General features: G+C 41.4%; 28 protein-coding genes and 2 tRNA genes. 11 read left to right on the forward strand and 19 right to left on the reverse strand.

The window, feature by feature from the left end; genetic code table 11:
- The first annotated feature begins 97 nt into the window (after positions 1-97).
- From PAT01_RS16930 to PAT01_RS16945, 4 genes are all read left to right on the forward strand, one after another.
- Positions 98-565, forward strand: coding sequence for a DUF4405 domain-containing protein (locus tag PAT01_RS16930; protein ID WP_138577627.1), 468 nt, complete (start codon positions 98-100; stop codon positions 563-565).
- Entirely contained in the window at positions 565-858 is a 294-nt protein-coding gene (locus tag PAT01_RS16935) for a hypothetical protein (protein ID WP_138577629.1), read from the forward strand. Before PAT01_RS16930 ends, PAT01_RS16935 begins: the two co-directional genes overlap by 1 nt.
- Positions 859-936: 78 nt before the next feature.
- A complete protein-coding gene (locus tag PAT01_RS16940; protein WP_138577631.1) occupies positions 937-1,656 on the forward strand; it encodes a GDSL-type esterase/lipase family protein in 720 nt (239 codons plus the stop codon).
- Positions 1,653-2,426 (forward strand): polysaccharide deacetylase family protein, encoded by a 774-nt coding sequence (locus tag PAT01_RS16945; RefSeq protein ID WP_138577633.1) that lies wholly within the window; start codon positions 1,653-1,655, stop codon positions 2,424-2,426. Before PAT01_RS16940 ends, PAT01_RS16945 begins: the two co-directional genes overlap by 4 nt.
- An 80-nt stretch (positions 2,427-2,506) precedes the next feature.
- Here the strand turns inward: PAT01_RS16945 and PAT01_RS16950 are convergent, their stop codons facing one another.
- Both PAT01_RS16950 and PAT01_RS16955 read right to left on the reverse strand, forming a co-directional pair.
- Positions 2,507-2,869, reverse strand: a complete 363-nt coding sequence (locus tag PAT01_RS16950; protein ID WP_126006055.1) for a hypothetical protein — start codon at positions 2,867-2,869, stop codon at positions 2,507-2,509.
- A gap of 158 nt (positions 2,870-3,027) precedes the next feature.
- Positions 3,028-3,112, reverse strand: a tRNA-Leu gene (locus PAT01_RS16955).
- A gap of 306 nt (positions 3,113-3,418) precedes the next feature.
- Between PAT01_RS16955 and PAT01_RS16960 the strand changes: the two genes are divergently transcribed.
- The gene (locus PAT01_RS16960) at positions 3,419-3,919 is read left to right on the forward strand and encodes an RDD family protein (protein WP_024031639.1); all 501 of its coding nucleotides are present in this window, start codon (positions 3,419-3,421) and stop codon (positions 3,917-3,919) included.
- Between the two features lie 299 nt (positions 3,920-4,218).
- Here the strand turns inward: PAT01_RS16960 and lptG are convergent, their stop codons facing one another.
- Both lptG and lptF read right to left on the reverse strand, forming a co-directional pair.
- On the reverse strand, positions 4,219-5,286 hold the full coding sequence (gene lptG, locus PAT01_RS16965; RefSeq protein ID WP_031289389.1) for an LPS export ABC transporter permease LptG: 1,068 nt from the start codon (positions 5,284-5,286) through the stop codon (positions 4,219-4,221).
- Complete coding sequence (gene lptF / locus PAT01_RS16970; RefSeq protein ID WP_024031637.1) at positions 5,283-6,395, reverse strand: LPS export ABC transporter permease LptF; 1,113 nt, start codon at positions 6,393-6,395, stop codon at positions 5,283-5,285. The genes lptG and lptF overlap by 4 nt, the downstream gene beginning before the upstream one ends.
- A gap of 308 nt (positions 6,396-6,703) precedes the next feature.
- Between lptF and pepA the strand changes: the two genes are divergently transcribed.
- The 3 genes from pepA to PAT01_RS16985 all read left to right on the forward strand — a co-directional run bounded on the left by pepA (position 6,704) and on the right by PAT01_RS16985 (position 11,837).
- Positions 6,704-8,215: a leucyl aminopeptidase gene (gene pepA, locus PAT01_RS16975; protein ID WP_154945865.1), complete on the forward strand. Its 1,512-nt coding sequence runs from the start codon at positions 6,704-6,706 to the stop codon at positions 8,213-8,215.
- A gap of 267 nt (positions 8,216-8,482) precedes the next feature.
- Positions 8,483-8,929, forward strand: coding sequence for a DNA polymerase III subunit chi (locus tag PAT01_RS16980; protein WP_138577637.1), 447 nt, complete (start codon positions 8,483-8,485; stop codon positions 8,927-8,929).
- 55 nt (positions 8,930-8,984) lie between these two features.
- Entirely contained in the window at positions 8,985-11,837 is a 2,853-nt protein-coding gene (locus PAT01_RS16985) for a valine--tRNA ligase (protein WP_121637037.1), read from the forward strand.
- Between the two features lie 105 nt (positions 11,838-11,942).
- Here PAT01_RS16985 and PAT01_RS16990 read toward each other — a convergent pair whose 3' ends face one another.
- Positions 11,943-13,211, reverse strand: coding sequence for an outer membrane protein transport protein (locus PAT01_RS16990; RefSeq protein WP_154945866.1), 1,269 nt, complete (start codon positions 13,209-13,211; stop codon positions 11,943-11,945).
- A gap of 281 nt (positions 13,212-13,492) precedes the next feature.
- Here PAT01_RS16990 and PAT01_RS16995 point away from each other — a divergent pair, with 281 nt between their 5' ends.
- Positions 13,493-13,816 (forward strand): hypothetical protein, encoded by a 324-nt coding sequence (locus PAT01_RS16995; protein ID WP_029772472.1) that lies wholly within the window; start codon positions 13,493-13,495, stop codon positions 13,814-13,816.
- On the opposite strand, the gene PAT01_RS17000 is transcribed toward PAT01_RS16995, so the two are convergent.
- Entirely contained in the window at positions 13,776-15,002 is a 1,227-nt protein-coding gene (locus PAT01_RS17000; protein ID WP_029772471.1) for a cyclic di-GMP phosphodiesterase, read from the reverse strand. The two genes, PAT01_RS16995 and PAT01_RS17000, sit on opposite strands and share 41 nt — an antisense overlap.
- Positions 15,003-15,152: 150 nt before the next feature.
- Positions 15,153-15,227, reverse strand: a tRNA-Arg gene (locus PAT01_RS17005).
- Between the two features lie 234 nt (positions 15,228-15,461).
- On the opposite strand from PAT01_RS17005, the gene PAT01_RS17010 reads away from it, so the two are divergent.
- Entirely contained in the window at positions 15,462-15,644 is a 183-nt protein-coding gene (locus PAT01_RS17010; RefSeq protein ID WP_024031630.1) for a hypothetical protein, read from the forward strand.
- Here PAT01_RS17010 and PAT01_RS17015 read toward each other — a convergent pair.
- From PAT01_RS17015 to PAT01_RS17025, 3 genes are read right to left on the reverse strand one after another with little or no spacing between them, the layout of a single operon-like run.
- Positions 15,641-16,447: a phosphotransferase gene (locus tag PAT01_RS17015; RefSeq protein ID WP_138577643.1), complete on the reverse strand. Its 807-nt coding sequence runs from the start codon at positions 16,445-16,447 to the stop codon at positions 15,641-15,643. The genes PAT01_RS17010 and PAT01_RS17015 overlap by 4 nt on opposite strands.
- A gap of 3 nt (positions 16,448-16,450) precedes the next feature.
- The gene (gene pnuC / locus PAT01_RS17020; RefSeq protein WP_004588465.1) at positions 16,451-17,068 is read right to left on the reverse strand and encodes a nicotinamide riboside transporter PnuC; all 618 of its coding nucleotides are present in this window, start codon (positions 17,066-17,068) and stop codon (positions 16,451-16,453) included.
- A 41-nt stretch (positions 17,069-17,109) separates the two neighbouring features.
- Positions 17,110-17,361: a hypothetical protein gene (locus PAT01_RS17025; RefSeq protein ID WP_004588464.1), complete on the reverse strand. Its 252-nt coding sequence runs from the start codon at positions 17,359-17,361 to the stop codon at positions 17,110-17,112.
- A gap of 98 nt (positions 17,362-17,459) precedes the next feature.
- Between PAT01_RS17025 and PAT01_RS17030 the strand changes: the two genes are divergently transcribed.
- Positions 17,460-17,699: a DUF2960 domain-containing protein gene (locus tag PAT01_RS17030; protein WP_004588463.1), complete on the forward strand. Its 240-nt coding sequence runs from the start codon at positions 17,460-17,462 to the stop codon at positions 17,697-17,699.
- 14 nt (positions 17,700-17,713) lie between these two features.
- On the opposite strand, the gene alr is transcribed toward PAT01_RS17030, so the two are convergent.
- From alr to rpsF, 9 genes are all read right to left on the reverse strand, one after another.
- The gene (alr, locus tag PAT01_RS17035; protein ID WP_138577647.1) at positions 17,714-18,793 is read right to left on the reverse strand and encodes an alanine racemase; all 1,080 of its coding nucleotides are present in this window, start codon (positions 18,791-18,793) and stop codon (positions 17,714-17,716) included.
- Complete coding sequence (dnaB, locus tag PAT01_RS17040; RefSeq protein WP_004588461.1) at positions 18,793-20,172, reverse strand: replicative DNA helicase; 1,380 nt, start codon at positions 20,170-20,172, stop codon at positions 18,793-18,795. The genes alr and dnaB overlap by 1 nt, the downstream gene beginning before the upstream one ends.
- 113 nt (positions 20,173-20,285) lie before the next feature.
- Positions 20,286-21,224, reverse strand: a complete 939-nt coding sequence (locus tag PAT01_RS17045; RefSeq protein ID WP_138577649.1) for a DUF4097 family beta strand repeat-containing protein — start codon at positions 21,222-21,224, stop codon at positions 20,286-20,288.
- A 9-nt stretch (positions 21,225-21,233) separates the two neighbouring features.
- Positions 21,234-21,710 (reverse strand): hypothetical protein, encoded by a 477-nt coding sequence (locus tag PAT01_RS17050; protein ID WP_138577651.1) that lies wholly within the window; start codon positions 21,708-21,710, stop codon positions 21,234-21,236.
- Positions 21,703-22,251 (reverse strand): RNA polymerase sigma factor, encoded by a 549-nt coding sequence (locus tag PAT01_RS17055; protein WP_004588458.1) that lies wholly within the window; start codon positions 22,249-22,251, stop codon positions 21,703-21,705. Before PAT01_RS17055 ends, PAT01_RS17050 begins: the two co-directional genes overlap by 8 nt.
- Before the next feature lie 210 nt (positions 22,252-22,461).
- Complete coding sequence (rplI, locus tag PAT01_RS17060; RefSeq protein ID WP_004588457.1) at positions 22,462-22,914, reverse strand: 50S ribosomal protein L9; 453 nt, start codon at positions 22,912-22,914, stop codon at positions 22,462-22,464.
- Positions 22,915-22,949: 35 nt separating this feature from the next.
- Complete coding sequence (gene rpsR, locus PAT01_RS17065; protein WP_002962753.1) at positions 22,950-23,177, reverse strand: 30S ribosomal protein S18; 228 nt, start codon at positions 23,175-23,177, stop codon at positions 22,950-22,952.
- Between the two features lie 12 nt (positions 23,178-23,189).
- Positions 23,190-23,507: a primosomal replication protein N gene (gene priB, locus PAT01_RS17070; protein WP_138577653.1), complete on the reverse strand. Its 318-nt coding sequence runs from the start codon at positions 23,505-23,507 to the stop codon at positions 23,190-23,192.
- Positions 23,508-23,550: 43 nt separating this feature from the next.
- Positions 23,551-23,892: a 30S ribosomal protein S6 gene (rpsF, locus tag PAT01_RS17075; RefSeq protein ID WP_004588455.1), complete on the reverse strand. Its 342-nt coding sequence runs from the start codon at positions 23,890-23,892 to the stop codon at positions 23,551-23,553.
- Positions 23,893-24,060: the final 168 nt, after the last annotated feature.

Genomic DNA, 24,060 nt, shown 5'->3' on the forward strand with positions numbered 1-24,060 from the left:
AATTTTTTGCCTTGCTATCAACACGTTTTTCCATCCTCAAAATAGTTCACTTAATTATGCGGATTGGTATTATAAATAAATTATTTCAGGGTCAATAATGTCTGATTGGAAACAAAACTTACAAAAGTTCCGTTATGTAATGGACACCTTACTGCTTATTAGCTTTATGCTAGTAAGTGCACCTCAAGCCACTGGTATCCCTTTACACGAATGGTTTAGCCTATTTTTTATTATCCCTTTTGTTATTCACTTACTACTGCACTGGGATTGGGTAACACGCAGCTTTAGCCGTTTATTTGCCAATATAACAGCACGCGAGCGCTTTAATATAGTGTGGGATTACCTAGTTTATATAATGATGTTATTAGTATTTGTAAGTGGCTTTTTAGTGTCGGTAGCTCTACTACCCGCACTTAATATTAGTTTAAACATTCAAGACTTTTGGTCGAAAATACATCACGATTCAGCCACCTTTATTATGCCCATGCTAGGTGTGCATTTAGCGCTTAATTTTTCTTGGATAGTAAAACTTACTAAACGCATGTTTGCCAAGGAGGCTAAATAATGAAGCACCTAAAACAACAGTGGAAAACCCGCACCAGCATTGTGTTAGTTGTATCTGTTTTAGTGAGCCTTTTACTGGTTAGTTTAGAGCTTACCGATTGGGCCGCACAAATAAATCAACAGGGATACTCCCACGGTGCAGCTGAGGGTGAAAAGCCGAAAATAGCCCCTATTTTGATGTACATCTTACCCTTTGTAAAAGAGCTTATTTTAATAGGCGTACCTATGCTACTTACTTTAGGGATTGCTAAACTCTTAGGCTTAATAAAAAGGGTGGTTAAAAACAAAGTCTGAATACGAATGCAACACGTATCAAAAACCGGCGTTTATAGATACATTGCTAAGTTAGTATGTCTATAAGCGCAGGTTTTTATGAGTTATAAACCAAGTAATTACACACTCCAACACATCAGTTTTCTACTTGGCACATTAATTATAGGTGCTGTATTAATAAGCTTTAAAGCTAATGCCGAAAAGGCAATTCCTTTTCAATCGCAATGGCTAAAAAACCACTATGCTGAGCGTATAGCCCATTTTAAGCTACAACCTTTACGCAAAGGCGATATTGTATTTATTGGCGATAGCATTACAGAGCAAGGGCTAAATTGGAGCATACGGTTTAACGACCTACGCGTAAGAAACCGCGGTATTAGTGGCGATATGACCTACGGTGTTTTAGCGCGTTTAAACGAATTAAAAGCAGCCCCGCCTAAAGCAATATTTTTAAAAATTGGTGTAAACGATATTTTTAATTACCATTATATAAAGCAAGTTAAAAACTTAGCGTCGGTGAGTGAAAATATCGAAAAAATAGTGACTCAGCTCAATAACTCACTCCCAAATACACAAATTTATGTACAAAGTATTTTGCCCGATCATCGCAATTTTGTTACGCAAATGGCGCAAACAGTTAACCAACAAATTAAAGCAATTGAGCACGCAAATTTTACCTATATAGACTTACACCCCTCATTTTTAAGCCCTCATGGCACGCTTAAAAAATCGCTCACGACCGATGGCACCCATTTGAATCAGGCAGGCTACGCCCTTTGGGCTAAACAACTTGCTCCAATAATGAAAACCTTAAAATGAAGAGTTTATTAATTGCTATATTAATGGCGGCAAGCTTTACGTGTGCAGCCAGTAAAGCACCTTTAAAAAGCTACCCTAACGGCGCGACTAAAGCTGTTATTTTTAGCTACGATGATGGCGTTATACAAGACAAAAAGCTGGTGGAACTACTTAATAAGTACCAGGTTGTTGGTACGTTTAACTTAAACTCAGGTTTATTTGCTAAAAAGCTACCGTGGATGAAAGCCTTTACCGGTAAAGCAGGCGAATATATAAAACAAAGTGAAGTAAAAACACTTTATAAAGGCCATGAAATAGCAAGCCACAGTTACTCACATCCGGGCTTTGCGGGCTTAGATACAGCAGAATTAAAATTACAATTAGCCCGCGATAAGCACATTTTATCGCCCATAAAAGGCAGCCCCTTACACTCTTTTGCATACCCTTTAGGCTCTTACGATAAAACCGCTATGAAATTAGTAAAGCAAGCGGGCTTTACTAATGCCCGAACAGTAAACGACACTCTTAATTTTGAGCTCCCTACCAACTACATGGCATGGAACCCAACCGCTCACCACTCAAAAGCAATGCCATTAATAGAGCAATATATTGCGCTTAAAAGCAATAAGCTCACTGTAATGATGATTTGGGGTCATTCGTGGGAATTTGATAAAAACACAGTAAATAACAACTGGGATTACGCCGAAAAGCTCGTTCAAACAATCTCAAATAAAGATGATATTTGGTATGTATCGGCTGGAGAGTTCATCGCGTTTTTAGAGAATAAGTAAGGTTTATTAGTCGAAATTTATTGCCCTTTAAATAAAAATGCCATGATAAATTATCATGGCATATAAAGTTTATATAGCTATCAATTAGCCTTTTCTTCTTTTACTTCGTAAATTGGGTTCCCTTCAATCTCGTAATATCTTTGTCCGTAAATAAGTGGTATGTACCAATCAATAATTTTTACTGTTACATTTGAAAGACCAACTGCTGCAGGTGCTTTTTCAATGGCGTTATCCATAGCTTCTTTCATATTGCTTCTGCCTGTAGGGAAAATCAATACTGTATGTTTAACATCCTTTCCTGTTACTCGCTCGTTGTAATCAACTCTATGATTACTATTTGTGTGATTCATATTTTTTGTTGAAGCAACGGTAAAATCTCCAATGCGGTGAGTACAACCAGAGAGCGCCATTGTTGCAACTAATAAACCAACTACCTTTTTCATTACTTTTCCTTTTTTCCATTTAATGCCCATTTCTTGGGCTACAACTAAATGCCGTAACTTACTATCTGATAATTAAGAACAAATACACATAAAACAAAAATAAAAATTAATTTCAGACATAAAAAAACCCTAACCAATTTGGTTAGGGTCATAAAAAGTGGTACCAGCGGCCGGGCTCGAACCGGCACGCCTTTCGGCAGGGGATTTTGAATCCCCCATGTATACCAATTTCATCACGCTGGCGTCATTTTTCTTTAACCTTCTAAACACGAGAAGATAAAGAAAAACCACTTTAGAGCTCAGGATTATTTATGTGCCTTCGTCTCTATGCCAAGCATTATACAAACAATAGGGGTGGCAGCAAGCGTTTTATGACATTAGCCTGATCAACCGCTTAACATTTAGACAGCCTGTGCAAAATGTCGTTTACTGGTTGAAGTATTAAATACAGCTAATAATAACGCCAAGGTATATCACTGAACTATAGCGCTTAGTATTTGTGAGCTTTTTTGCTAAACTAGCGCGCATATTAACAGTGAGAGTGTATTTATGTCGGGTGAGTTTCCACGAGCTGGTTTTTGGCGTCGTTTTGCGTCGTTAGTTTATGATACGTTAGCTATTATTGCATTTGCTATGTTAACGGTTGTGCTCTATTTGTTTGCCGTACAAGGGCTTATTTCACTTGATGTTATTAGTTTAAATGGTGCTGAAGATGTATCGGCACTTATTCAAGAGTCACTGCTGCTGTCGAGTATTCGAAGTGCCTTACTTGTTATTGTTACTTTAGTATTTTTTGGCTATTTTTGGACTAAAAGCGGGCAAACTATTGGCATGCGCGCATGGCGTTTAAAAGTACAAACTAATGAAGGAAGCTTAATTAGTTGGCCGCAGTCTATTGTTCGCAGCCTAAGTGCCCTGCTTGGCTTAGGTAACCTTGTGGTATTAATTGATTTTAAAAACAAAAAAGCGCTGCAAGACTATATCTCAAAAACTGAGGTAATTACTCTTACAAAAGAAGAAAACAAACGTATTTACCGCGAGCTAGATTAATACCCATTTATACCAAACCCACAATAATACTTAATCATTTTGCCGGGCTAACTTGTCGCTACCTGCGTAAAAAATTCTTATTTACGACTACATGGATGCAGAAGGTAGAGCAATGCAGGAGCAATTGCCGAGAACAACTAAATAGCGATTTTTTATGCCTAGCTATCAACATGTTTTTCCAGCCTCAAAATTGATCACTTAATTAAGCTGATTGGTATTAGTTTTTGAATAACGCGTTATAAAAACTAAAAAGGTGACCATAGGTCACCTTTTTAGTATTAAATAAGCGCTTATAACGGCTATACCCGCTTATTCATCATGTACGTAGCAAAGCCTATAAATAGTATACTTGGCAGTACCGCGCCTATAATAGCGGGTATTTGATAAACCATTACCACAGGGCCAAATATCTCATTTATTAAGTGAAATACAATTCCCGTTACTACACCCATAATGATACGCGCACCCATGGTAACGGTACGTAACGGGCCAAATATAAACGACAGTGCAACCAGTAGCATTACGGCAACAGACACAGGCTGCATTAGCTTACGCCACAAGGCCAGCTCATAGGTGCTGGTATCTTGCTCATTTTGCTGTAAATACCCTAAGTACGACCAAAGCCCTGTAAAGGAAAGCGACTCAGGCTTTACCGATACAACACCAAGCTTTTCGCCCGTTAATTGCGAAGGGTAAAACTCTTCATCAATGTGTTCACTGCTTATTTGCTCATCACTAATATGAACCTTGTTTACATCGCGTAATAGCCAACCTTCATCACGACCAATGGCCACTTTAGCTTTGGTTATTTGAGTTAAATCGAGTGATTTATCAAATTGATACATGTGCACACCGTTTAAACGGCCGTTTTGATCTACATCTTCAATATTAATAAAGTTGTTGCCATCTTTAGCCCATACGCCTTTTTGTGCATTGAATACATCGCCGCCATAAATTGCCTGATTACGCATTTCTTTGGCGTGTTGTTGCGCCTCTGGTGCGCCCCACTCACCAAGAGCCATCATACACACAGCCATAAACACGGCGGTTTTCATTACCGAGCCTATAATTTGCAAGCGCGACATACCCGCAGCTTGCATTACCACCAGCTCACTGTTTGAAGCCAGTGCACCTAAGCCTGTTAAGCCACCAATAAGCGCCGCCATCGGGAAGAATATAACTAAATCGCCCGGCATACTGTAAAAGGTGTAAAGCGTTGCGGTCATTAAATCGTAACTGCCACGACCAACCGACTTTAGCTGATCAATAAACTTAATTAATGTACTAATCCCTACTAGCACCAACAAAGCAAATCCGGTGGTTTGTAAAATGCTGCGGCCTAAGTACCAATCGAGTGTCTTCATCATGCGCTTAACTCCCGTTTTGTTACAACGGCTTTAAGCCAGGCCCCCAATGGGCGACCTTTTATAATTAATAAACTACCTATAAATAAAGCGCTTAAGTGAATCCACCACAAACCAATTGAAGGCGGTATTTTGCCATCTTCTACGGCAAATTTTGCAGCATTAAGTAAGATAAAATAACCTAAGTACAAGCTAATGGCTGGCACTAATTTAGCAAATTTACCTTGGCGAGGATTAACCACACTTAGCGGTACTGCTATTAACGTTAGTAACGGAATAGAAAGCGGTATTGCAATACGCCACTGCCACTGGGCTATAGATTCAGAGGTATTGAGTGGCAATAGTTGATTAGTAGGTATTGCTTCTAATTTACGGCGCTGATGCTCTATTTCTTGCTCGCGTATTTGTACGCTGTAGCCATCAAACTGCGTTAAATTAAGCGCCGGTGTTTTGCCATCGGTTTCGTAGCGTTTGCCATCAGTTAGCACTAATTGTTGCTCACCGTTTATTGCCTCTACCACCACGCCTTGTTCGGCATACACTAAACGTGCAAGGTCATCTTTTTCGGTATCCGGCAGCTGCGCTACAAATACTTTGTTAAGCTCTTTACCGCCGTTTTCAATGTTATGAATAAACACCACGGCTTTTTCATTACCGGTTTGTTGAAACCGCCCAGCCCTTAACGCAGATAAACCCGCATCGGCTTTGGCTTGCTCTTTTAATTGGTACTCTTGCTCACTCGCCCACGGCGCAAGGTACATGGTGAGAGAGGCTGCTAATATAGCCAAACCCACACTCGAAATTAAAGTAACGCGTACCACATACCACTCACTCACCCCACAGGCTTTAAGAACGGTCATTTCGCTGTCGGCGTAAATGCGGCTGTAGGCTAAAATAATTCCCAAAAATATACTCAATGGCAGGATCAGCGAAGCTAATTGCGGCAATTTAAGCGCAATCATCGATAATACTAACTTGGCAGGAATGCTCCCTTCAGAGGCATCTCCTAAAATAACCACAAACTTTTGTGACACAAAAATGGTCATTAAAGTTAAAAATACGGCGACCTGCGATTTTAAAACCTCTGCGGTCAAATAACGAAAAATAAGCAATGCTCGCCCCTGTTAAACATAGAATTTCACTACAATAGTGATAATTTGATAATAAAGTAGCTATTTTACCCAGTTTTATCTGGTAAATAAGTCGTTATTATAAGCTAACAAAATTAATTATCCTACCTAAGTGCACGATATATTGTTGCATTAGTAGCCCTTAAACATATAAAGTTCAATCAAACAGAAAGAGTCAGAAAAAATCAGCTAAAATTAAGATTATCTCTACATAAGTTACGTAGCGAAGACTAGATTTTATTTTTTTAGCCCCAATTAATAACGTATATGACTCACAACCAGGAGTAACAATGGAATTTAACGTAAAAAGTGGTAGCCCAGAAAAACAACGCAGCGCGTGTATTGTCGTTGGCGTTTACGAACCACGTAGGTTATCCCCCATTGGTGAACAACTCGATAAAATCAGCGATGGTTATATCTCAAATTTACTACGCCGTGGCGACCTAGAAGGTAAGCCGGGGCAAGTGTTATTATTGCATCATGTACCTAACGTTTTAAGCGAGCGCGTATTGCTTGTTGGCTGTGGTAAAGAGCGCGAGCTTGATGATAAGCAATATAAGCAAATAATTTCTAAAACAATTAATACCTTAAACGAAACCGGCTCAATGGAAGCGGTGTGCTTTTTAACAGAGCAACACGTTAAAGGTCGTGATACCTACTGGAAGGTTCGCCAAGCGGTAGAAACAACACAAGATTGCCTATACACATTTAACCAGCTAAAAAGCAAAAAAGTAGACCCTCGTCGTCCACTTCGTAAAATTGTGTTTAACGTACCAACACGTCGCGAGCTGACCATTGGTGAAAGCGCTATTGAGCATGGCTTAGCCATTGCCGCAGGTAGTAAGCTATGTAAAGACGTAGCCAACATGCCACCTAATATTTGTAACCCTGCTTATTTAGGCGAACAAGCGCAAGAGCTGGCTAGCAATTTTGACAACATCACCGTTGATATTATTGGCGAAGAAAAAATGGCCGAACTAGGTATGAACTCGTACTTAGCAGTTGGTCGCGGCAGTGATAACGAATCGGTTATGTCGGTTATTAACTACAAAGGTGCAAGCGATGAGCAAGCGCCTATTGTGCTAGTAGGTAAAGGTTTAACGTTTGACTCAGGCGGTATTTCAATTAAGCCAGGCGAAGCCATGGATGAAATGAAATACGACATGGGCGGCGCAGCCGGTGTAATTGGCGCTATGCGCGCACTGGCACAAATGCAGCTGCCTATTAACGTAATTGGCGTTTTAGCCGGCTGTGAAAACATGCCAAGCTCTAACGCGTATCGCCCTGGCGATATTTTAACAACCATGTCGGGGCAAACCGTAGAAGTGCTTAATACTGATGCTGAAGGCCGATTAGTATTATGTGATGCGTTAACTTACGTTGAGCGTTTTGACCCAGAAACAGTAATTGACGTAGCAACACTAACAGGCGCATGTATTGTTGCCCTTGGTGCACACGCAACAGGTTTACTGTCAAACCACAACCCACTTGCGCATGATTTATTAAAAGCGTCTGAGCAAAGTGGCGACCGTGCATGGCAGTTACCACTGTGGGATGACTATCAAGATCAACTCGATAGCCCATTTGCCGATTTTACAAACTTAGGTGGGCGCTCTGCTGGTACTATTACCGCAGCGTGTTTCTTATCTAAGTTTACTAAAAAGTATAACTGGGCTCACTTAGACGTAGCCGGTACCGCGTGGTGCAGTGGCGCTAAAAAAGGTGCAACGGGTCGCCCTGTTCCTATGCTTACTCAGTATTTATTAAACCGAGCGGGTGTAAGCGAAGCTACGCACGACTAATAACCTAATTAACCTGAGCCTTATTTAGAAAAGTCGCTCAGCAGGTATTTTAGCGCTAACAGCGTTAAATTTATTTGCCATAGGCAAAAATATTTTAACCAGAGCTTAGGTTATTTAACTTGTATTAAGGCGCCATTTGGCGCCTTTTTTATTGCTGTAATTATCTGTGTATTAATTGAAGCAAACCCCGTTATATGGCAAAATCTGCCTCTTAATTTATGTGTATCAACTATGTGCACATTCAATGTCATGGGAAACCCCGATACAATGAACATGAATGCTCAATTTTTCGTTCTAAAGCAACAAGATGAATCTAATGCGCAGGCTGATGATCATTTTGCTTTAGCAGCTCAAATTGCCGCAGAGCAGTATCGATTAGGGCATCGTGTATTTATTTTTGTAGATAACGAACACACCGCCTATGCCATTGACGAAACCATTTGGGCATTTGATCCCGACAGTTTTGTGCCGCATAACCTGCAAGGCGAAGGCCCTAAAGCCGGCGCACCAGTAGAAATAGGCACCACGCCTCCTGTTGGCAAACGTAACGTTTTAATTAACTTAGCTAATAACCTGCCTGATTTTATTAGGCGTTTTAGCCAAGTTTTTGATTTTGTACCAGTAGAGTCTGTAGCTAAACAAGCCGCTCGTGAGCGCTTTAAAAAGCTGCGCCAACTTGGTGCCAATATCAGCACGCAAGAGATTAATAGCTAGCCGTTTAGGATAAAGCTAACCAACTAATTTAAGTACTTATTTAAGGTTCTGTGTAATGGATAAAACCTACAATCCGCAAGATATTGAACAGTCGCTATACCAAGACTGGGAACAAAAAGGCTACTTTAAGCCATCTGGCCAAGGCGTACCGTATTCGATCATGATCCCGCCGCCAAATGTCACCGGTAGCTTGCACATGGGCCACGCCTTCCAAGATACAATAATGGATACCCTTACGCGTTTTAAGCGTATGCAAGGTAACAACACATTATGGCAAGTAGGTACTGACCACGCGGGTATTGCAACGCAAATGTTGGTTGAGCGTAAACTACACGCTGAAGAAGGTAAAACACGTCACGATTTAGGCCGCGAAGATTTTATTAATAAAATTTGGGAATGGAAAAACGAATCTGGCGGTACTATCACTAAGCAGCTTCGCCGTCTTGGCGCATCGGTTGATTGGGACCGTGAACGCTTTACGATGGACGATGGCTTATCTGAAGCGGTTAAAGAAGTCTTTGTACGTCTTCACAAAGAAAACCTAATTTATCGCGGTAAACGCCTAGTAAACTGGGATCCAAAATTACACACCGCTATTTCAGACCTTGAAGTTGAAAACAAAGACAAACAAGGCCACATGTGGAATTTGCGCTACCCTCTTGCTGATGGCGTTAAAACACAAGACGGCAAAGACTACATTGTCGTAGCAACAACACGTCCAGAAACCATGCTAGGTGACTCAGGTGTTGCAGTAAACCCTGATGACGAACGCTACACAGATTTAATTGGTAAAGAGATTTTACTGCCTATCGTAAATCGTCGTATCACAATTGTTGCAGATGAACACGCTGATAAAGACAAAGGCACGGGCTGTGTAAAAATCACCCCTGCACACGACTTTAACGATAACGAAGTTGGCAAGCGTCATAAAATGCCAATGATCAATATTTTCGATAAAAACGCAGCTATTCTAAGCCAAGGTGAAACATACACCTTTGACGGTAAAGAACTTGAGTTTGATGCGCCAATTCCTGAGCGCTTACACGGCCTAGACCGTTTTGCTGCGCGTAAAGCGATTATCGCAGAATTTGAAGAACTTGGTTTACTCGAAAAAATCGAAGACCATGCGTTAACTGTACCTTACGGCGACCGCTCTGGTGTAGTCATTGAGCCACTCCTTACCGACCAATGGTATGTACGTGTTGCACCACTTGCAGAACCTGCAAAAGATGCCGTTAAAAATGGCGACATTCAGTTTGTGCCTAAACAGTACGAGAACATGTACTTCTCGTGGATGAACGACGTACAAGATTGGTGTATTTCACGCCAGCTTTGGTGGGGTCACCGTATTCCAGCTTGGTACGACAGCGAAGGCAACGTTTACGTTGGCCGCGATGAAGCTGAAGTACGCCGCGACAACAACATTGCCGATGATGTTGCGCTAAGCCAAGACGAAGACGTACTTGATACCTGGTTCTCATCTGCGCTGTGGACGTTCTCAACGCAAGGTTGGCCAGAGAACACGGATGATTTAAAAACCTTCCACCCGTCTGACGTGTTAGTAACGGGTTTTGATATTATTTTCTTCTGGGTTGCGCGTATGATCATGATGACGCTGCACTTTATAAAAGATGAAAATGGTAAGCCACAAGTGCCGTTTAAAACAGTGTATGTTACTGGCCTAATACGTGATGACAACGGCGATAAAATGTCTAAGTCAAAAGGTAACGTACTTGACCCACTAGATATGATTGACGGCATCGAGCTTGAAGATTTAGTACAAAAGCGTACTGGCAACATGATGCAGCCTAAACTTGCCGCTAAAATTGAAAAAGACACGCGCAAAGTATTTGCAAATGGTATTGAAGCACACGGTACCGATGCGCTTCGCTTTACCCTTGCAGCAATGGCATCAACCGGTCGTGATATCAACTGGGATATGAACCGCCTAGAAGGTTACCGTAACTTCTGTAATAAACTATGGAACGCAAGCCGTTACGTATTAATGAACACAGAAGAGCAAGATTGTGGCTTCAACGATGCACAAAAAGAGTTCTCATTAGCCGATCGTTGGATATTAGGTCAGTTTGAAGCAACGGTTAAAACCTACACTGAGCACCTTGATAACTACCGCTTTGATTTAGCCGCTAACACACTTTACGAATTCACTTGGAACCAGTTCTGTGATTGGTACTTAGAGCTGACTAAGCCGGTATTATTTAAAGGCAATGAAGCACAGCAACGTGGTACACGTAATACACTCATTACGGTACTAGAAAGCCTACTGCGCTTAATGCACCCAATGATGCCATACATTACCGAAACTATTTGGCAGCGCGTTGCACCACTGGCAGGGCTTGAAACTAAAGGCACCAGCATCATGGTACAGGGCTTCCCTGTTTATAATGAAGCAAACGTTGATGCCCAAGCTATGGACGACTTAGAGTGGGTTAAACAGTTTATTTTAGCAATTCGTGTTATTCGTGGTGAGATGGACATTAGCCCAAGTAAGCCACTTAACGTGTTGCTAGCTAACGCGTCAAGCGATGATGTGCGCCGTATTAACGAGAACGAGTCATTTATTGCCTCGCTTGCTAAACTTGAATCGTTCACACTGCTTGAAAACAAAGACGATGCACCAGCGTGTGCAACATCCTATGTTGGCAACCTTGAAATTATGATCCCTATGGCGGGCTTAATTGACGTTGAAGCAGAGCTTGCACGTATTAACAAGCAACTCGAAAAAGCAGAAAAAGGCCTAGCCCAAGTGCAAAACAAGCTGGCTAACGAAAAGTTTGTAAATAACGCACCAGAAGCCGTACTTGCAAAAGAAAACGCGAAGCTCGCTGAATTCACTGATGCTAAAACCAAGCTACTTGAGCAAAAAACTAAAATAGAAAGCTTATAATTTTAGTTGCCTGCTAAAGCAATTTAGCAGGCATTAAAAAAGCCGCTCACTGTTAAAGTGAGCGGCTTTTTTGTGCCCTGCGATTAACCACAAGGCACAGCTACATTAAAACTTGTAGTTGTACTGAGCGCCAACAAGTACAGCGTGGCCTTTAGACTCGAAGCCCCACTCACTGCCTGACTCATCAGCTTCTGTAAATGTTTGTGTTTTACCACGAATAATACTTACACCTAAATCAACATTTGATTGCGTGTCGATAGTGTAGTTACCACCAAACGAGAACCAAAAGCGGTCTGTATCAGGAATAGAGATAGACAGGTGAGTTTGCGATACTGGCGACTCATCAAACGCTACACCTGCACGAAGTAATAAGTCTTCGTTGTATTGGTAATCTATGCCGATAGAGTAACGAAACGCATCGTCAAACTGCTCTTGTTTTTCAAAAGCAACAAACTTATCGCCTGTTGGTGCAGTTACTTGTGCTTCTAGTGACTCAAAGCTGCTCCAACCTGTCCATAATACGCTGTAGTGTAAGCCAAGTTTTTCATCTAACTGGTGAGAACCAGAAAACTCAGCAATAGCTGGTAACGTTAGCTCTACAGAACCCGGTAGTTGTGCACCACCAGTGCCGCCTACAGCTACTGGTAAGTCATTTGAGAAATCACCTTCAAATGTGATGTCTGTTTCGCTGCGGTAGTTAAAACCAAAACGGCTATTTTCGTCTAGTTGGTACATTAAACCAACGTTTAAACCTAGGCCAGTGTCGTCACCTTGAAGGTTTACTGCATCAGCACCAAAATCAAAGCCACTTGTATTAGCGCCTACTTTACGGATTACGGTTGCATCTGCATAAATGTAGTTTAAGCCAATACCAAAGCTAAATTGCTCAGTTACTTTATAAGCAACGCTTGCATTAAGGTTAACGGTGAAAATTTCTGTCTCGCCTGCAATTTGGCCCGCTACGTACTCATCGTTAAACTCTGTAGATAAACCAAAGTTAGAAAACGCGCCAAAACCTAGTGATACTTTATCGTTATACGGCATAGTAAAGTAAGCGGCAGGTACTACTGCGCTTGGTGCTATGCTGTCATCATCTAGGGCACTTGGATCAATACCGTTATTGGTTTGCGTTCCTTCTAAGCTCACATCTGGAATTACACCAATAGCAGCAACACTAAGTTGCTTATCTTTAAATAAAGTCATTAATGCAGGGTTGCGAGCAACAACAGACGCATCATCTGCGATAGATGCTTCACCTGCGTATGCACGGCCTAAACCTGACGCGTTTTGCTCTGCTAATTGAAACGCGGCTGCAAAACTATCAGCCGAAACAAATGCAAGCGAAGCTGCAATAAGAGTTTTAGAAAATTTCATTGTTGTGTCCTTAACCAAACAAGCGTTTGGGTATCTATGTGTTGTTATTAGGATTTTAAACTTGGCTACACTACCTTAATTTTTTATAAAAAACTGTAACAAAGCGACAAAAAACACCAAAAAACACGTTTTTTAACTACATTTTAACAACTATTTAAAACTCATCGGAGCAGAAATGTGTTATTAGAGCTTATACTCTAATTGTAATTAATTATCATTTAGATTGACTTGTAATTCCCTGCATTTTAAACTCATTACAAAATCACAAAGGAAGCAAATAGGTGATCATTTTACTTATTATTGCAGGGCTCATTTTTTGTGGCGCCAGTGTGTTTTGTTTTTATAAAGCAAACTATTGTGCCTGCACACAAGCCGGCCAATGCGATAACCCCGTAAACCATTACTGGTTAGGAGCCATGCTAAATGCATTAGTGTCGTTAGCTTTTTGCTGTATTGCACTGCATGTACAGCAAGGAACATTATTATGGCTAACGTTAATGGCGAGTTGTTTTTTAGGCGCTTATATTTCTGCTAAACGCGAAAAACTTAAACGCTGTAAAAAAGCTAATTCAACAAGTGCTCTTTTAACAAACGAGCCAAATTAATTTGATAGTCGAGTGGCTTGATACTCGACACTATTTTAATACTTTGATCAGGCTCATTTAAGTCTAAGTCTTTAGGGGTGACGTGGTGCCCGTGTTTAGCATTATAAAATAGCTTAACTTTAGGCTTGATGGGATTTGATTTATTGCCCTCGAGCACGAGAGCTAATCGCTCATTAGTTAATTTAACAATAGTGCCTACTGGGTGCACACCTAAACATTTAATAAAGTGCTGTACTAGCTCTGCATCAAATAGCTCTTTGTTAGCCAACAAATAACGCAGCGCATTAATGGGTTCATCCCCTTCTTGATGGGGCCTATCGGCTGTTAGCGCATCGTACACATCAACAATCGCCATTATGCGCGCTGGGCGACTAAGCTTCTCAGCTGTAATACCACGCGGATAGCCTGAGCCATCTAATCGCTCATGATGGTTAACTATCATGTCGAGTATAAGGGGGGTAATGCCTTTTTCACCTTTAACCAAACCTAAACCTTGAGCCACATGCCGTTTAATAATATCCATTTCGCTGCTAGTGAGTTTACTTGGCCTAGAAATAATCCCCTGCGGGAGTTTAGCTTGCCCTAAGTCGTGAAGTAACGCGCCCATAGCAAGCTGCTGCACGGCTTCTTCTTTGTATCCTAAATATTTAGCAAATACGGCGGTGAAAATAGCGCAGTTAATCATGTGGCGCCAATTGTAGCTATGTTTGTCTTTTATGCGGGTTAAAATGGTCATTGCGCTGGTATTTCTAAATACCGAGCTGACTATATCGTTAGCCATTTCATCAATCACCTTTAAATTAACCGATAGCCCTGTGGTTACATCGCCATACAAAGCTTGCAGCTTGCGATTATGCTGCTCAAAGTTAATGCTGGCTTTGGCAAATTCTTGCTCAAGGGTAATCGCAGGTTTTACAGCGGGTGGTTTTGTTTTACTGCTTGAAGTGGTGCTCTTTTGTGGCGGCGCACTCTTAGGTTTGTACTTATCGGGTATGGCGGCATCGCCTTTGGTAAAGTCGATAAGCAGCTCTAAAACGCCTTCGGTTACTAAGCGTTTTATAATTGCCTGGTTTCGCACTAAGCCACTGGTTTTTATTTTTATACTGTTGAGCCCTTCATGCTGTTTGGTAACACTGTCAACAAACATACCTGGAGTGAGCTCTGAAATGGGTAACGCGATGAGCATGGCAGAAGCGTTTTCTACAATTAAATATGCCTACTAAATAGCATTATTTAACCCTAAAAGTCTACTTTTTGAGTTGAGGGTAATACCATATAACCATAAAGGACTACTAAAATGAAGGTAGACGTAAACAGGAAAACAATAAAAAGCAAATGGCGCTCTTGCTAGGAATCGAACCTAGAACTTAGCCTCCGGAGGGCCACGTGATATCCATTTCACCACAAGAGCACATTTGTTGCCAAAACACTAACTCGCGATATCAATGCTTTAGCACTGGCAATAATAAAGAGATCTTTAAATAAATACCAGCATCATTGAGTTATATGCCTATAAATCAAACTGTTTTTGATAAAACACTTCACAACTTGCCAAAAACAAGCTATTTATTGGTATTCGATAAAAAAATAGTAACCGTTTGGCAACATGTTCTGAATGCTTACGGATTATATAGAGGATGTAATTATGAGTTTAATGTCGACTGAGCAAGTGGCTGAGTTTTTAGGTGTAAAAGCCGAGCGGGTAAAACGCCTTGCTCGTGAGAGCTTGCTTATTGCCAAGTCTGAAGATGAAAACGGTGAACCCCAATTTGATGCTGACGAAGTAGCAAAGTACAAAGAGCTTGCCGCGCGTTTTGGCGGGCTTTAATCTTTTATCTCGTTTAATAACTTATTTAGCTGCGCGCGTAATGTGCTTGCCTTATTATTTATGTCGCGCTGCTCATACCACCCTATACACAACACCAAAAACACCACTTTAAAGTAACGTAGCTTGTCATAAGCGCAATAAAACTCACTGGGTATTGCTTGCTGGACACTGTATTGCTCAAGCAAAGTGTGCTCTGCGTGCGCATTTAGCTCTAAGCTAACCGCAAGTGCCGCTAAATCAAAATACACGTCGTTTGATTGCGCATATTCAAAGTCAATTAAATACATGCCACTTGAATTTACTATTAGGTTATCTTTAACTAAATCGTTATGACAAAAGCCACTGTTGTAGGGCATGTCACTAATGGCGCTTAGCGTATCTTCAATTAAGCGGCTGTGCTGTTGATATATATTGCTAGTAGCGTAATACGCAAGCTCTTTTGCAATATCCATTGGCTGTGTAGCTAGAGGGTAACTATGAACGCGTGCCAACTTCTCAACTAGGTCAATACTGTAATTATTAGTAGCAATATCACCACAAATATAGCGAAATGCAGCTCGCCTGTTAGCCTTATCGAGCCAAATGGGTTTAGGGCAAACGTTATGCTGGCTAAGTGCAGTTTGGGCTTGTAGCCCTATTTTAGGCCAATGCGATTTGTAGCATTTTAATAAGTAGTCTTGCTGTGCAGTTTTTATTAGGTAATTGTCGTTACTTAAACCATTCACTAATTTAGTGGTTTGTAGCACGTGCTCAGGTGCCACAAACTCACGACATAACGCGGCAATATTTGGATTACGGTACATGCGTTATAATTGCGCTAATGGCTTAGCTTGGCTTTGCTCGTACTCTTCGTACCAGGTTTTAAATCCCCACGCGGCCATAATAGTGTAAAAAATAAATAGCGCGAGCGTTGGGTAATAGCCTTTTTCGTAATACAAATACATAGAGGCCGCATCAATAACAATCCAATACAGCCAGTTTTCGAGTACTTTTTTAGCAACTAAATACGTAGTTACCACCGCAAAACAGGTTGTAAAGCTATCTAGGTAGGCAAAATCGGCGTGGGTGTAGTTTTGCATTACATAGCCAATAATAATGGCCGCTAAGCTCGTAGCGCCTATAAGAATGGCGTGGCGTTGTGTAGACCATGAGGTAATACTAATATTATCTGCTTTGCCTTTGCGCCATACCATCCAACCAAATACAGCCATGTACATGTAATAAAAATTGAGTAGCGACTCCATAAGCAGCGCGCCATTCCAGTACATTATGGTGTAAATAAGCGTGCTAAAAAAAGCGGCAGGCCAGCACCATAGGCTTTCTTTTATTGCCAGTAATAAATAAGCAATAGACAACCCTACCGCAATATATTCCCAATGCGACATTGCTGTAAAACCACTTAAGGTTTGTGTTAAAAAATCCATGTGTGTGGTTACCGTTTTTAATACACGTTAAATAAAGGCGATTACTCTGGAGATAAATCGCCAGATAAAAACTTACAAACAAAAATAGCCTTACCAAACTCTTCGTACGAGCGTTTAATTTCGGTGTTTAGCACTTGCATTACTAAATCGTAATCGCCAAAAATTTGCGTAGAAAGCGTATTGGTGATCACTTTTAAGTTGTCGTATTCGTTCAAACGGTCAATAAAGCCCTTAATAAACGGAATGTAATCTTGATGAAGTGGGTATTTACTGATCTCTACTGATAATTTCATTTTAAACTCTACTTTTAATTATTTGATTTCAACAAATCGTTCAATGCCAGTTCAATACAGTGTAAAATTACACTCACACTCAATTAGCTGAGCTTATTATGGCACGCAGAATAACCTATACATTTAAAAACCAACCGCGCGAAATTAACTTCGCAAAAGACAAATACCACGACATGTATCAAGCTATTGCCGCTGCCGAAGGTATTGATTTAACCAACTACTTAAACATGGTACGCCAAATAGAAATGACCTCAAAAGGCTCTTCGGCTGTACGTAACTTTCGTGACCAAGAATTTGCCCGTATGGGCTTTAGTGATATTTACTTTATTAAAGAATAAATATCACTTATTAACTATCGCTGGTACTCGTAACTTACGCGCGGTGTAATATTACACAGTAATTCGTAAGGGATAGTATCGGCGCAGTGGGCTATTTCTTCAACCGGAAGCTCCGGCCCCCACATTGTAACGCTGTCGCCTACTTTAACATTGTGCTCGTTTTCGCCTATATCAATGCTTATCATATCCATAGACACACTGCCTACAATACCGTAACGCTGCCCTGCAATCATAACCGGTGTGCCTTCTTTGGCATGACGCGGATAGCCATCGCCATAACCCATAGCCACTACGGCTAATTGGGTTGGTTTATCACTTTGCCAACGGCCTCCGTACCCTACTCGCTCATGGGCGGCAACATCACGCACTGCAATCACCTTTGTGGTTAAACGCATGACCGGCTTTAAATTGTGTTCTTGCCCTGTGCAGTTTGCCATTGGCGACACCCCATAAAGCATAAGTCCTGGGCGTATCCAATCACCGTGTCCTGCTGGCCAAGCTATAATACCGGCCGAGTTTGATAAACAATGTGCTTGGTCTATGCCCTTTACAAGCGTATCAAATAAGCTAATTTGCTGTGCCGTTTTAGTATTGTGCGTATCATCGGCACACGAAAAATGGGTCATCAAATTAATGGTGCTTTTAGCATTGGGTGTGCGCTGCAAGCGGCTATAAAATGCGTCAAACTGCTCCGGTGCTATGCCTAATCGGTGCATGCCGGTGTTTATTTTTAGCCAACAAGTAATTGGCGCATCTAAGGTGGTATTTTCTATTGCTGCAAGCTGGTTTTCGTCGTGCACAATAGTTTGAAAATTATTAGCCAATAAAATAGGTAAGTCGGCTTTATTAAAAAAACCTTCAAGCAGTACTATTGGCTTTGTTAAACCACCGGCGCGCAGTGCGAGGGCTTCATCAATTCGGGCAACAGCAAATGCATCAGCACTATTTAAGTGCTGGGCAATTTTTACTAAACCATGCCCATACGCATTGGCTTTTAATACCGCCATTATTTTGCTATTTGGCGCAAAACGTTTTACCTGCGATAAGTTATGCGCAAGGGCGGTTAGGTTAATTTCGGCAGTGGCTAGGCGCATTAGTATTCATCATCAACTGCTGGCCCCGCGTAATTATCAAAGCGAGAAAATTGCCCTTGGAAGGTTAAGCGCACTTTACCAATTGGGCCGTTACGCTGTTTACCTATGATAATTTCGGCGATGCCTTTTTCAGTGCTGTCTTCGTTGTACACTTCATCACGATATATAAACATGATTAAATCGGCATCTTGCTCTATCGAACCCGACTCACGTAAATCTGAGTTAATTGGGCGTTTATCGGCACGTTGCTCTAGCGTACGGTTTAGCTGCGAAAGCGCAATAACCGGGCACTGTAACTCTTTAGCGAGCGCTTTTAATGAACGCGATATTTCGGCAATCTCTAAAGTACGATTATCTGATAAACTAGGTACGCGCATTAACTGAAGGTAATCGACCATGATCATACTAATACCACCGTGGTCGCGCGCTATACGTCTTGCACGTGAACGCACATCGGTAGGTGTAAGCCCCGATGCATCATCAACATACATTTTGCCTTTTTCCATCAACAGCCCCATAGTTGATGAAAGGCGTGCCCAATCGTCATCATCTAGCTGGCCAGTACGTACCTTAGTTTGGTTAATACGACCAAGTGATGCCAACATCCTCATCATAATTTGTTCAGAGGGCATCTCTAATGAGTAAATAAGCACAGGCTTGTCTTGCGTCATTGCGGCGTGCTCAGCAAGGTTCATCGCAAAGGTGGTTTTACCCATTGAAGGACGTGCTGCAACAATAATTAAATCAGAAGGCTGCATACCTGCTGTCATTTTATCTAAATCAGCATACCCAGTGCTTACACCGGTTACACCGTCTTGCGGCGACTGGTATAGCTCTTCGATTTTATCGACGGTTTTTTCAAGAATGTTATGAATGCTTTGCGGGCCTTCGGTACTTTTTGTACGTTGCTCAGCAATTTTAAATACTTTACTCTCGGCAAAGTCTAATAAGTCGTGGCTGGTGCGCCCTTCTGGGTTAAAACCAGCTTCGGCTATTTCATTAGCTACGCCAATCATTTCGCGTACTACCGCGCGCTCACGCACAATATTGGCGTATGCATCGATATTCGCAGCACTTGGGGTGTTTTTAGCTATTTCAGCTAAGTAAGCAAAACCACCAATGCCTGCTAGTTGGTTATTTTTTTCAAGACTTTCTGAAATTGTGATTAAATCTATCGGATCGCCCACTTCAGCAAGCGCGGTCATGGCTTCAAAAATAAGCTTATGGGTGCGGGTATAAAAGTCCTGCGCAACAACCAGCTCAGCTACGCGGTCAAAAGCTTGGTTATCAAGCATTAAGCCACCTAAAACAGATTGTTCAGCTTCTATTGAATGGGGAGGAACTTTAAGGGTATCGACTTGCTTATCTGGTTTGGCCATAACTTCACAGTACTAAAATTGAATGGCTCTATTCTATCGACTTGGCGGGGCTGTGCAAATAGCAAAGCAGGAAATCTTTTCCTGCTTTTTGTAATCATCAACGCTAATTAGCGTTATTTAGTTCGCAGCTCAATTCGCCCGCTTATAGTATCCATTTCAACACTTGCGCTGCCACCATTGGCACTAAACTCTAAATCACTAGAAGGGCCATATTTAGCTTTAGTCACTTTATCGTTGGTAACTTTATTAATAATTTTACCGTTGGCGTGCGCTTTAATCTCAAACTGAGCCGACACGCTTTGCGGGAAGTAAAAATCAGCATCACCACTTACCGACTCATAGCGAACATCAGCCCCTTTTAGCAACTCACTGATGTGTATTTCAGCTTCGCCGTTTACAGTATTAATACGTAAGCTTTTTATGCTCGATAATGTAAAATCGATATCGCCATTTACGTTTTCTAATCGTACGTCGTTTGCGGTTGTGCTTGATTTAATATCGCCATTTACGGCACTAAAACGCAGCTCGCCACTTGATTGCCTATCGTTAATTTCACCGTTTACGGTTTCAAATTGAATATTGCCGCTTAAGTTCTGTGCGTTTACATCGCCATTTACGGTGCTTAATTTAACAGTGCCGCTAATGTCATTTACCGTAATTTCACCATTAACAACATCAACCTCAGCGCCTTTTTTAAGTGTTTTTGCAGTCACTGACACATTTACACCAGCAAATTCTAAGCGACTGCTTTTTGGCATAAATACTGTTAAGTTAGAGCCATCTCCATTGTTACCCCATCCCAAATTGCGTGGCATTTTTACTATAAATTCGGTTTTATCGCCTGTCGTTTTAAGCTCAAATCCTTCGGCCTTGTCATCAAGCTCGCCTGAGACTTTAAATTCGTTTTTATCCCAGCCGGTTATGTTTACATCGCCGCGTTGGTTTTCAATAAAAATAGTGCCGCCGTTTGGCACCTCTATTTGCTTATCTATTTTTTCGCCCGCTAAAACGCTCAGTGGTAATAGGCTTAGCCCAAGTAAAATTGCTTTCATGTTATTCCCCTATATTTGCTGCCAACGCGGTGCATGCACCTTGTTAATTAAGTCGAGTTGTTGCTGGTAAACTTGCGCCAACATGGTCAGTAATGCCTGATTTTGTGGCTCGCTTTCAAGTGCCTGTTTAATTGCTTGCTCTGCTTCTTCAAGCTCTTGTAACTGTGCTTGCCAGTTATTAGTAAGTGCATCCAGGTTTTTGTACTGCACTAATAAACTTTGCTTTTGCGCTTTAAAATAATCGCTCATAGCAGCCACTTGGCTTGGCTCGTTATTGCTCATAAATATATTTATTGCTAATAACGCCGCTGCACTGCACGCAGCAATAGCGCTCAATTTAGGCCATAATGGCGCTTTAACAGCAGGTGGCTTAGCTGTAACTATGGCGTGCTCAATGCCCTGCCAAAGTGCTTTATTGGGCGCTATGTCTTTATTTAAATTGTTTAAAGACTCGTTTAAGTAGTCATCAAAATTTTGTTTACTCATACTCGTACCACTCTTGTAATAACTGCCTTGCACGATGATATTGCGACTTACTCGACCCCACTGCCATTCCCAATTGCTGGGCTATTTCTTCGTGGCGGTAGCCTTCAATGGCATATAAAACAAACACCATGCGGGCGCGCTCTGGTAGGCGAACAATTAATTTATCTAACCCGTTTAATCCTTTACAACTTTGCGCGCTTTGCTCATCCATACCGCTTTGTTCTATGCTCACTACTTTGTTTAACCAGCTTTTATGCTTGCGTACATAACTAATCGCAATGTTGCTTGCTACGCTGTATAACCAAGTAGAAAATTGTGAGCGCCCGTCAAACTGCGCTATTTTATGCCACACCTGCACAAACACCTCTTGGGCAGCATCTTCAGCGTGCGCTTCATCGGCCAATAAGCGCAAACATAAACCGTAAACACGCTTTATATGCAGCTCATATAATGCCTTATAGGCATTTTGATCCCCCGCTTTAACACGCTCAATGAGTGCAAGGTCGCATAGGGGCGTGTGCTCGGGTTTTGTGTGTAACATCCGTGATGTCGCCTTTTAATTATTTTTATTTAAAAACGTGTATTAATGAGTGTATTGATTACTAAGACGCAAAGACAGACAAGAAAGGTTTAAACTAATAATAAAAATAGTTAAATAATTTTATATAGAGCTATTAGATGGGTATTAAAGAGGAATTTTAGATACAAAAAAGCCGCGCTAAAAGCACGGCTTTTTGGGCTTAATTAAAAATTAAGCTTCAGCAATAACGATTACTTTAATAGTAGCTGTTACGTCTGAGTGTACTGCGATTGCAACGTCGAATTCGCCAGTTTCACGGATAGTACCGTGAGGTAAACGAACTTCTGATTTAGCAACTTCAACACCAACAGCTGAGATAGCGTCAGCGATGTCACGAGTACCGATTGAACCGAATAGCTTACCTTCGTCACCAGCTTTAGATACTAAAGTAACTTCTGCTAATGCTTCTAGTTTGTCAGCGCGTGCTTGTGCTGCAGTTAACTGTTCAGCGATTTTCGCTTCTAAGTCTGCGCGACGAGCATCAAACGTTTCAATGTTTGCTTTAGTTGCAGGAACTGCCTTACCTTGCGGGAAAAGGAAGTTACGTGCGAAGCCAGATTTAACAACAACCTGGTCACCTAGGCCACCTAGGTTAGCGATCTTATCTAGTAGAATAACTTGCATGTTTCTACACCTTTTAAAAACTGTTAATCCGCTGCTTACTTATGTAAGTCAGTGTATGGAAGAAGGGCTAAGTAGCGAGCACGCTTAATAGCAGTTGCTAGCTGGCGCTGGTATTTAGCGCTAGTACCTGTAATACGGCTAGGTACGATTTTGCCACTTTCTGTAACATAGTTTCTAAGAGTAGCTAGATCTTTGTAATCGATTTGTTGTACGCCTTCCGCTTTAAAGCGGCAGAACTTACGACGTCTGAAATAACGTGCCATGAGATTAATTCCTCAAATAATTCTTTCTATATGCTGAGCATGCAAAATCAATTGGCTAAGGCCGTTACGACCTTCGTGGCGATTTAAAAAACCACTCACTTGCAATGCCTGCCCAACGTGCAAATGTTGAGTCTGTTGTTGCATTTGCTTACCACTGGCAACAACCTGAAGCCTAACGTAACTATTACGGTTAAGATCTGCTTCGGTTTGCATCGATTTATGTTCTACAACAAAAATACAATGCGGTATGCCTGCAGGGCTTTGGCTAAACTTGGGTGTTTTACAAACAACCCCCGATATAACCAGCTGATTCATATATGGGCTAACCATTACACTAACTGCTGACTACGTGCCATGCTAGGACTCAAAACAATTAAGCAGCTGGTGCTTCTTTCTTCTCTTCTCTTGCAAGAGGAGACGCTTCAGTTACTGCATTTTTAGTACGCATAACTAAGTTACGAAGCACTGCATCGTTGTAGCGGAAAGTAGTTTCTAGCTCGCTGATTACTTCAGTAGGTGCTTCAACGTTCATAAGAACATAATGAGCTTTGTGAAGCTTGTTGATTGGGTAAGCCAGTTGACGACGGCCCCAGTCTTCAAGACGGTGGATAGTACCACCAGCTTCAGTGATAGAACCAGTATAACGTTCGATCATACCAGATACTTGCTCACTCTGATCAGGGTGAACCATGAATACGATTTCGTAATGACGCATGGATATTCCTTACGGTTAATAGAGCCTTCTACCGTTTCGGCCGGTCGGTTTAAGGCAAGGAATTAATAGTGTAAAAGCCGAAATGAGCGCGCATTTTACGCTTAGATGGATAATTAAGCAAGCAGGTTTTTTAAGCTTTGATAGATAAGTGTTAAAGCTATCAGCTAT

It is taken from the genome of Pseudoalteromonas atlantica, assembly GCA_007988745.1.
GTDB classification, from domain to species: domain Bacteria; phylum Pseudomonadota; class Gammaproteobacteria; order Enterobacterales; family Alteromonadaceae; genus Pseudoalteromonas; species Pseudoalteromonas atlantica.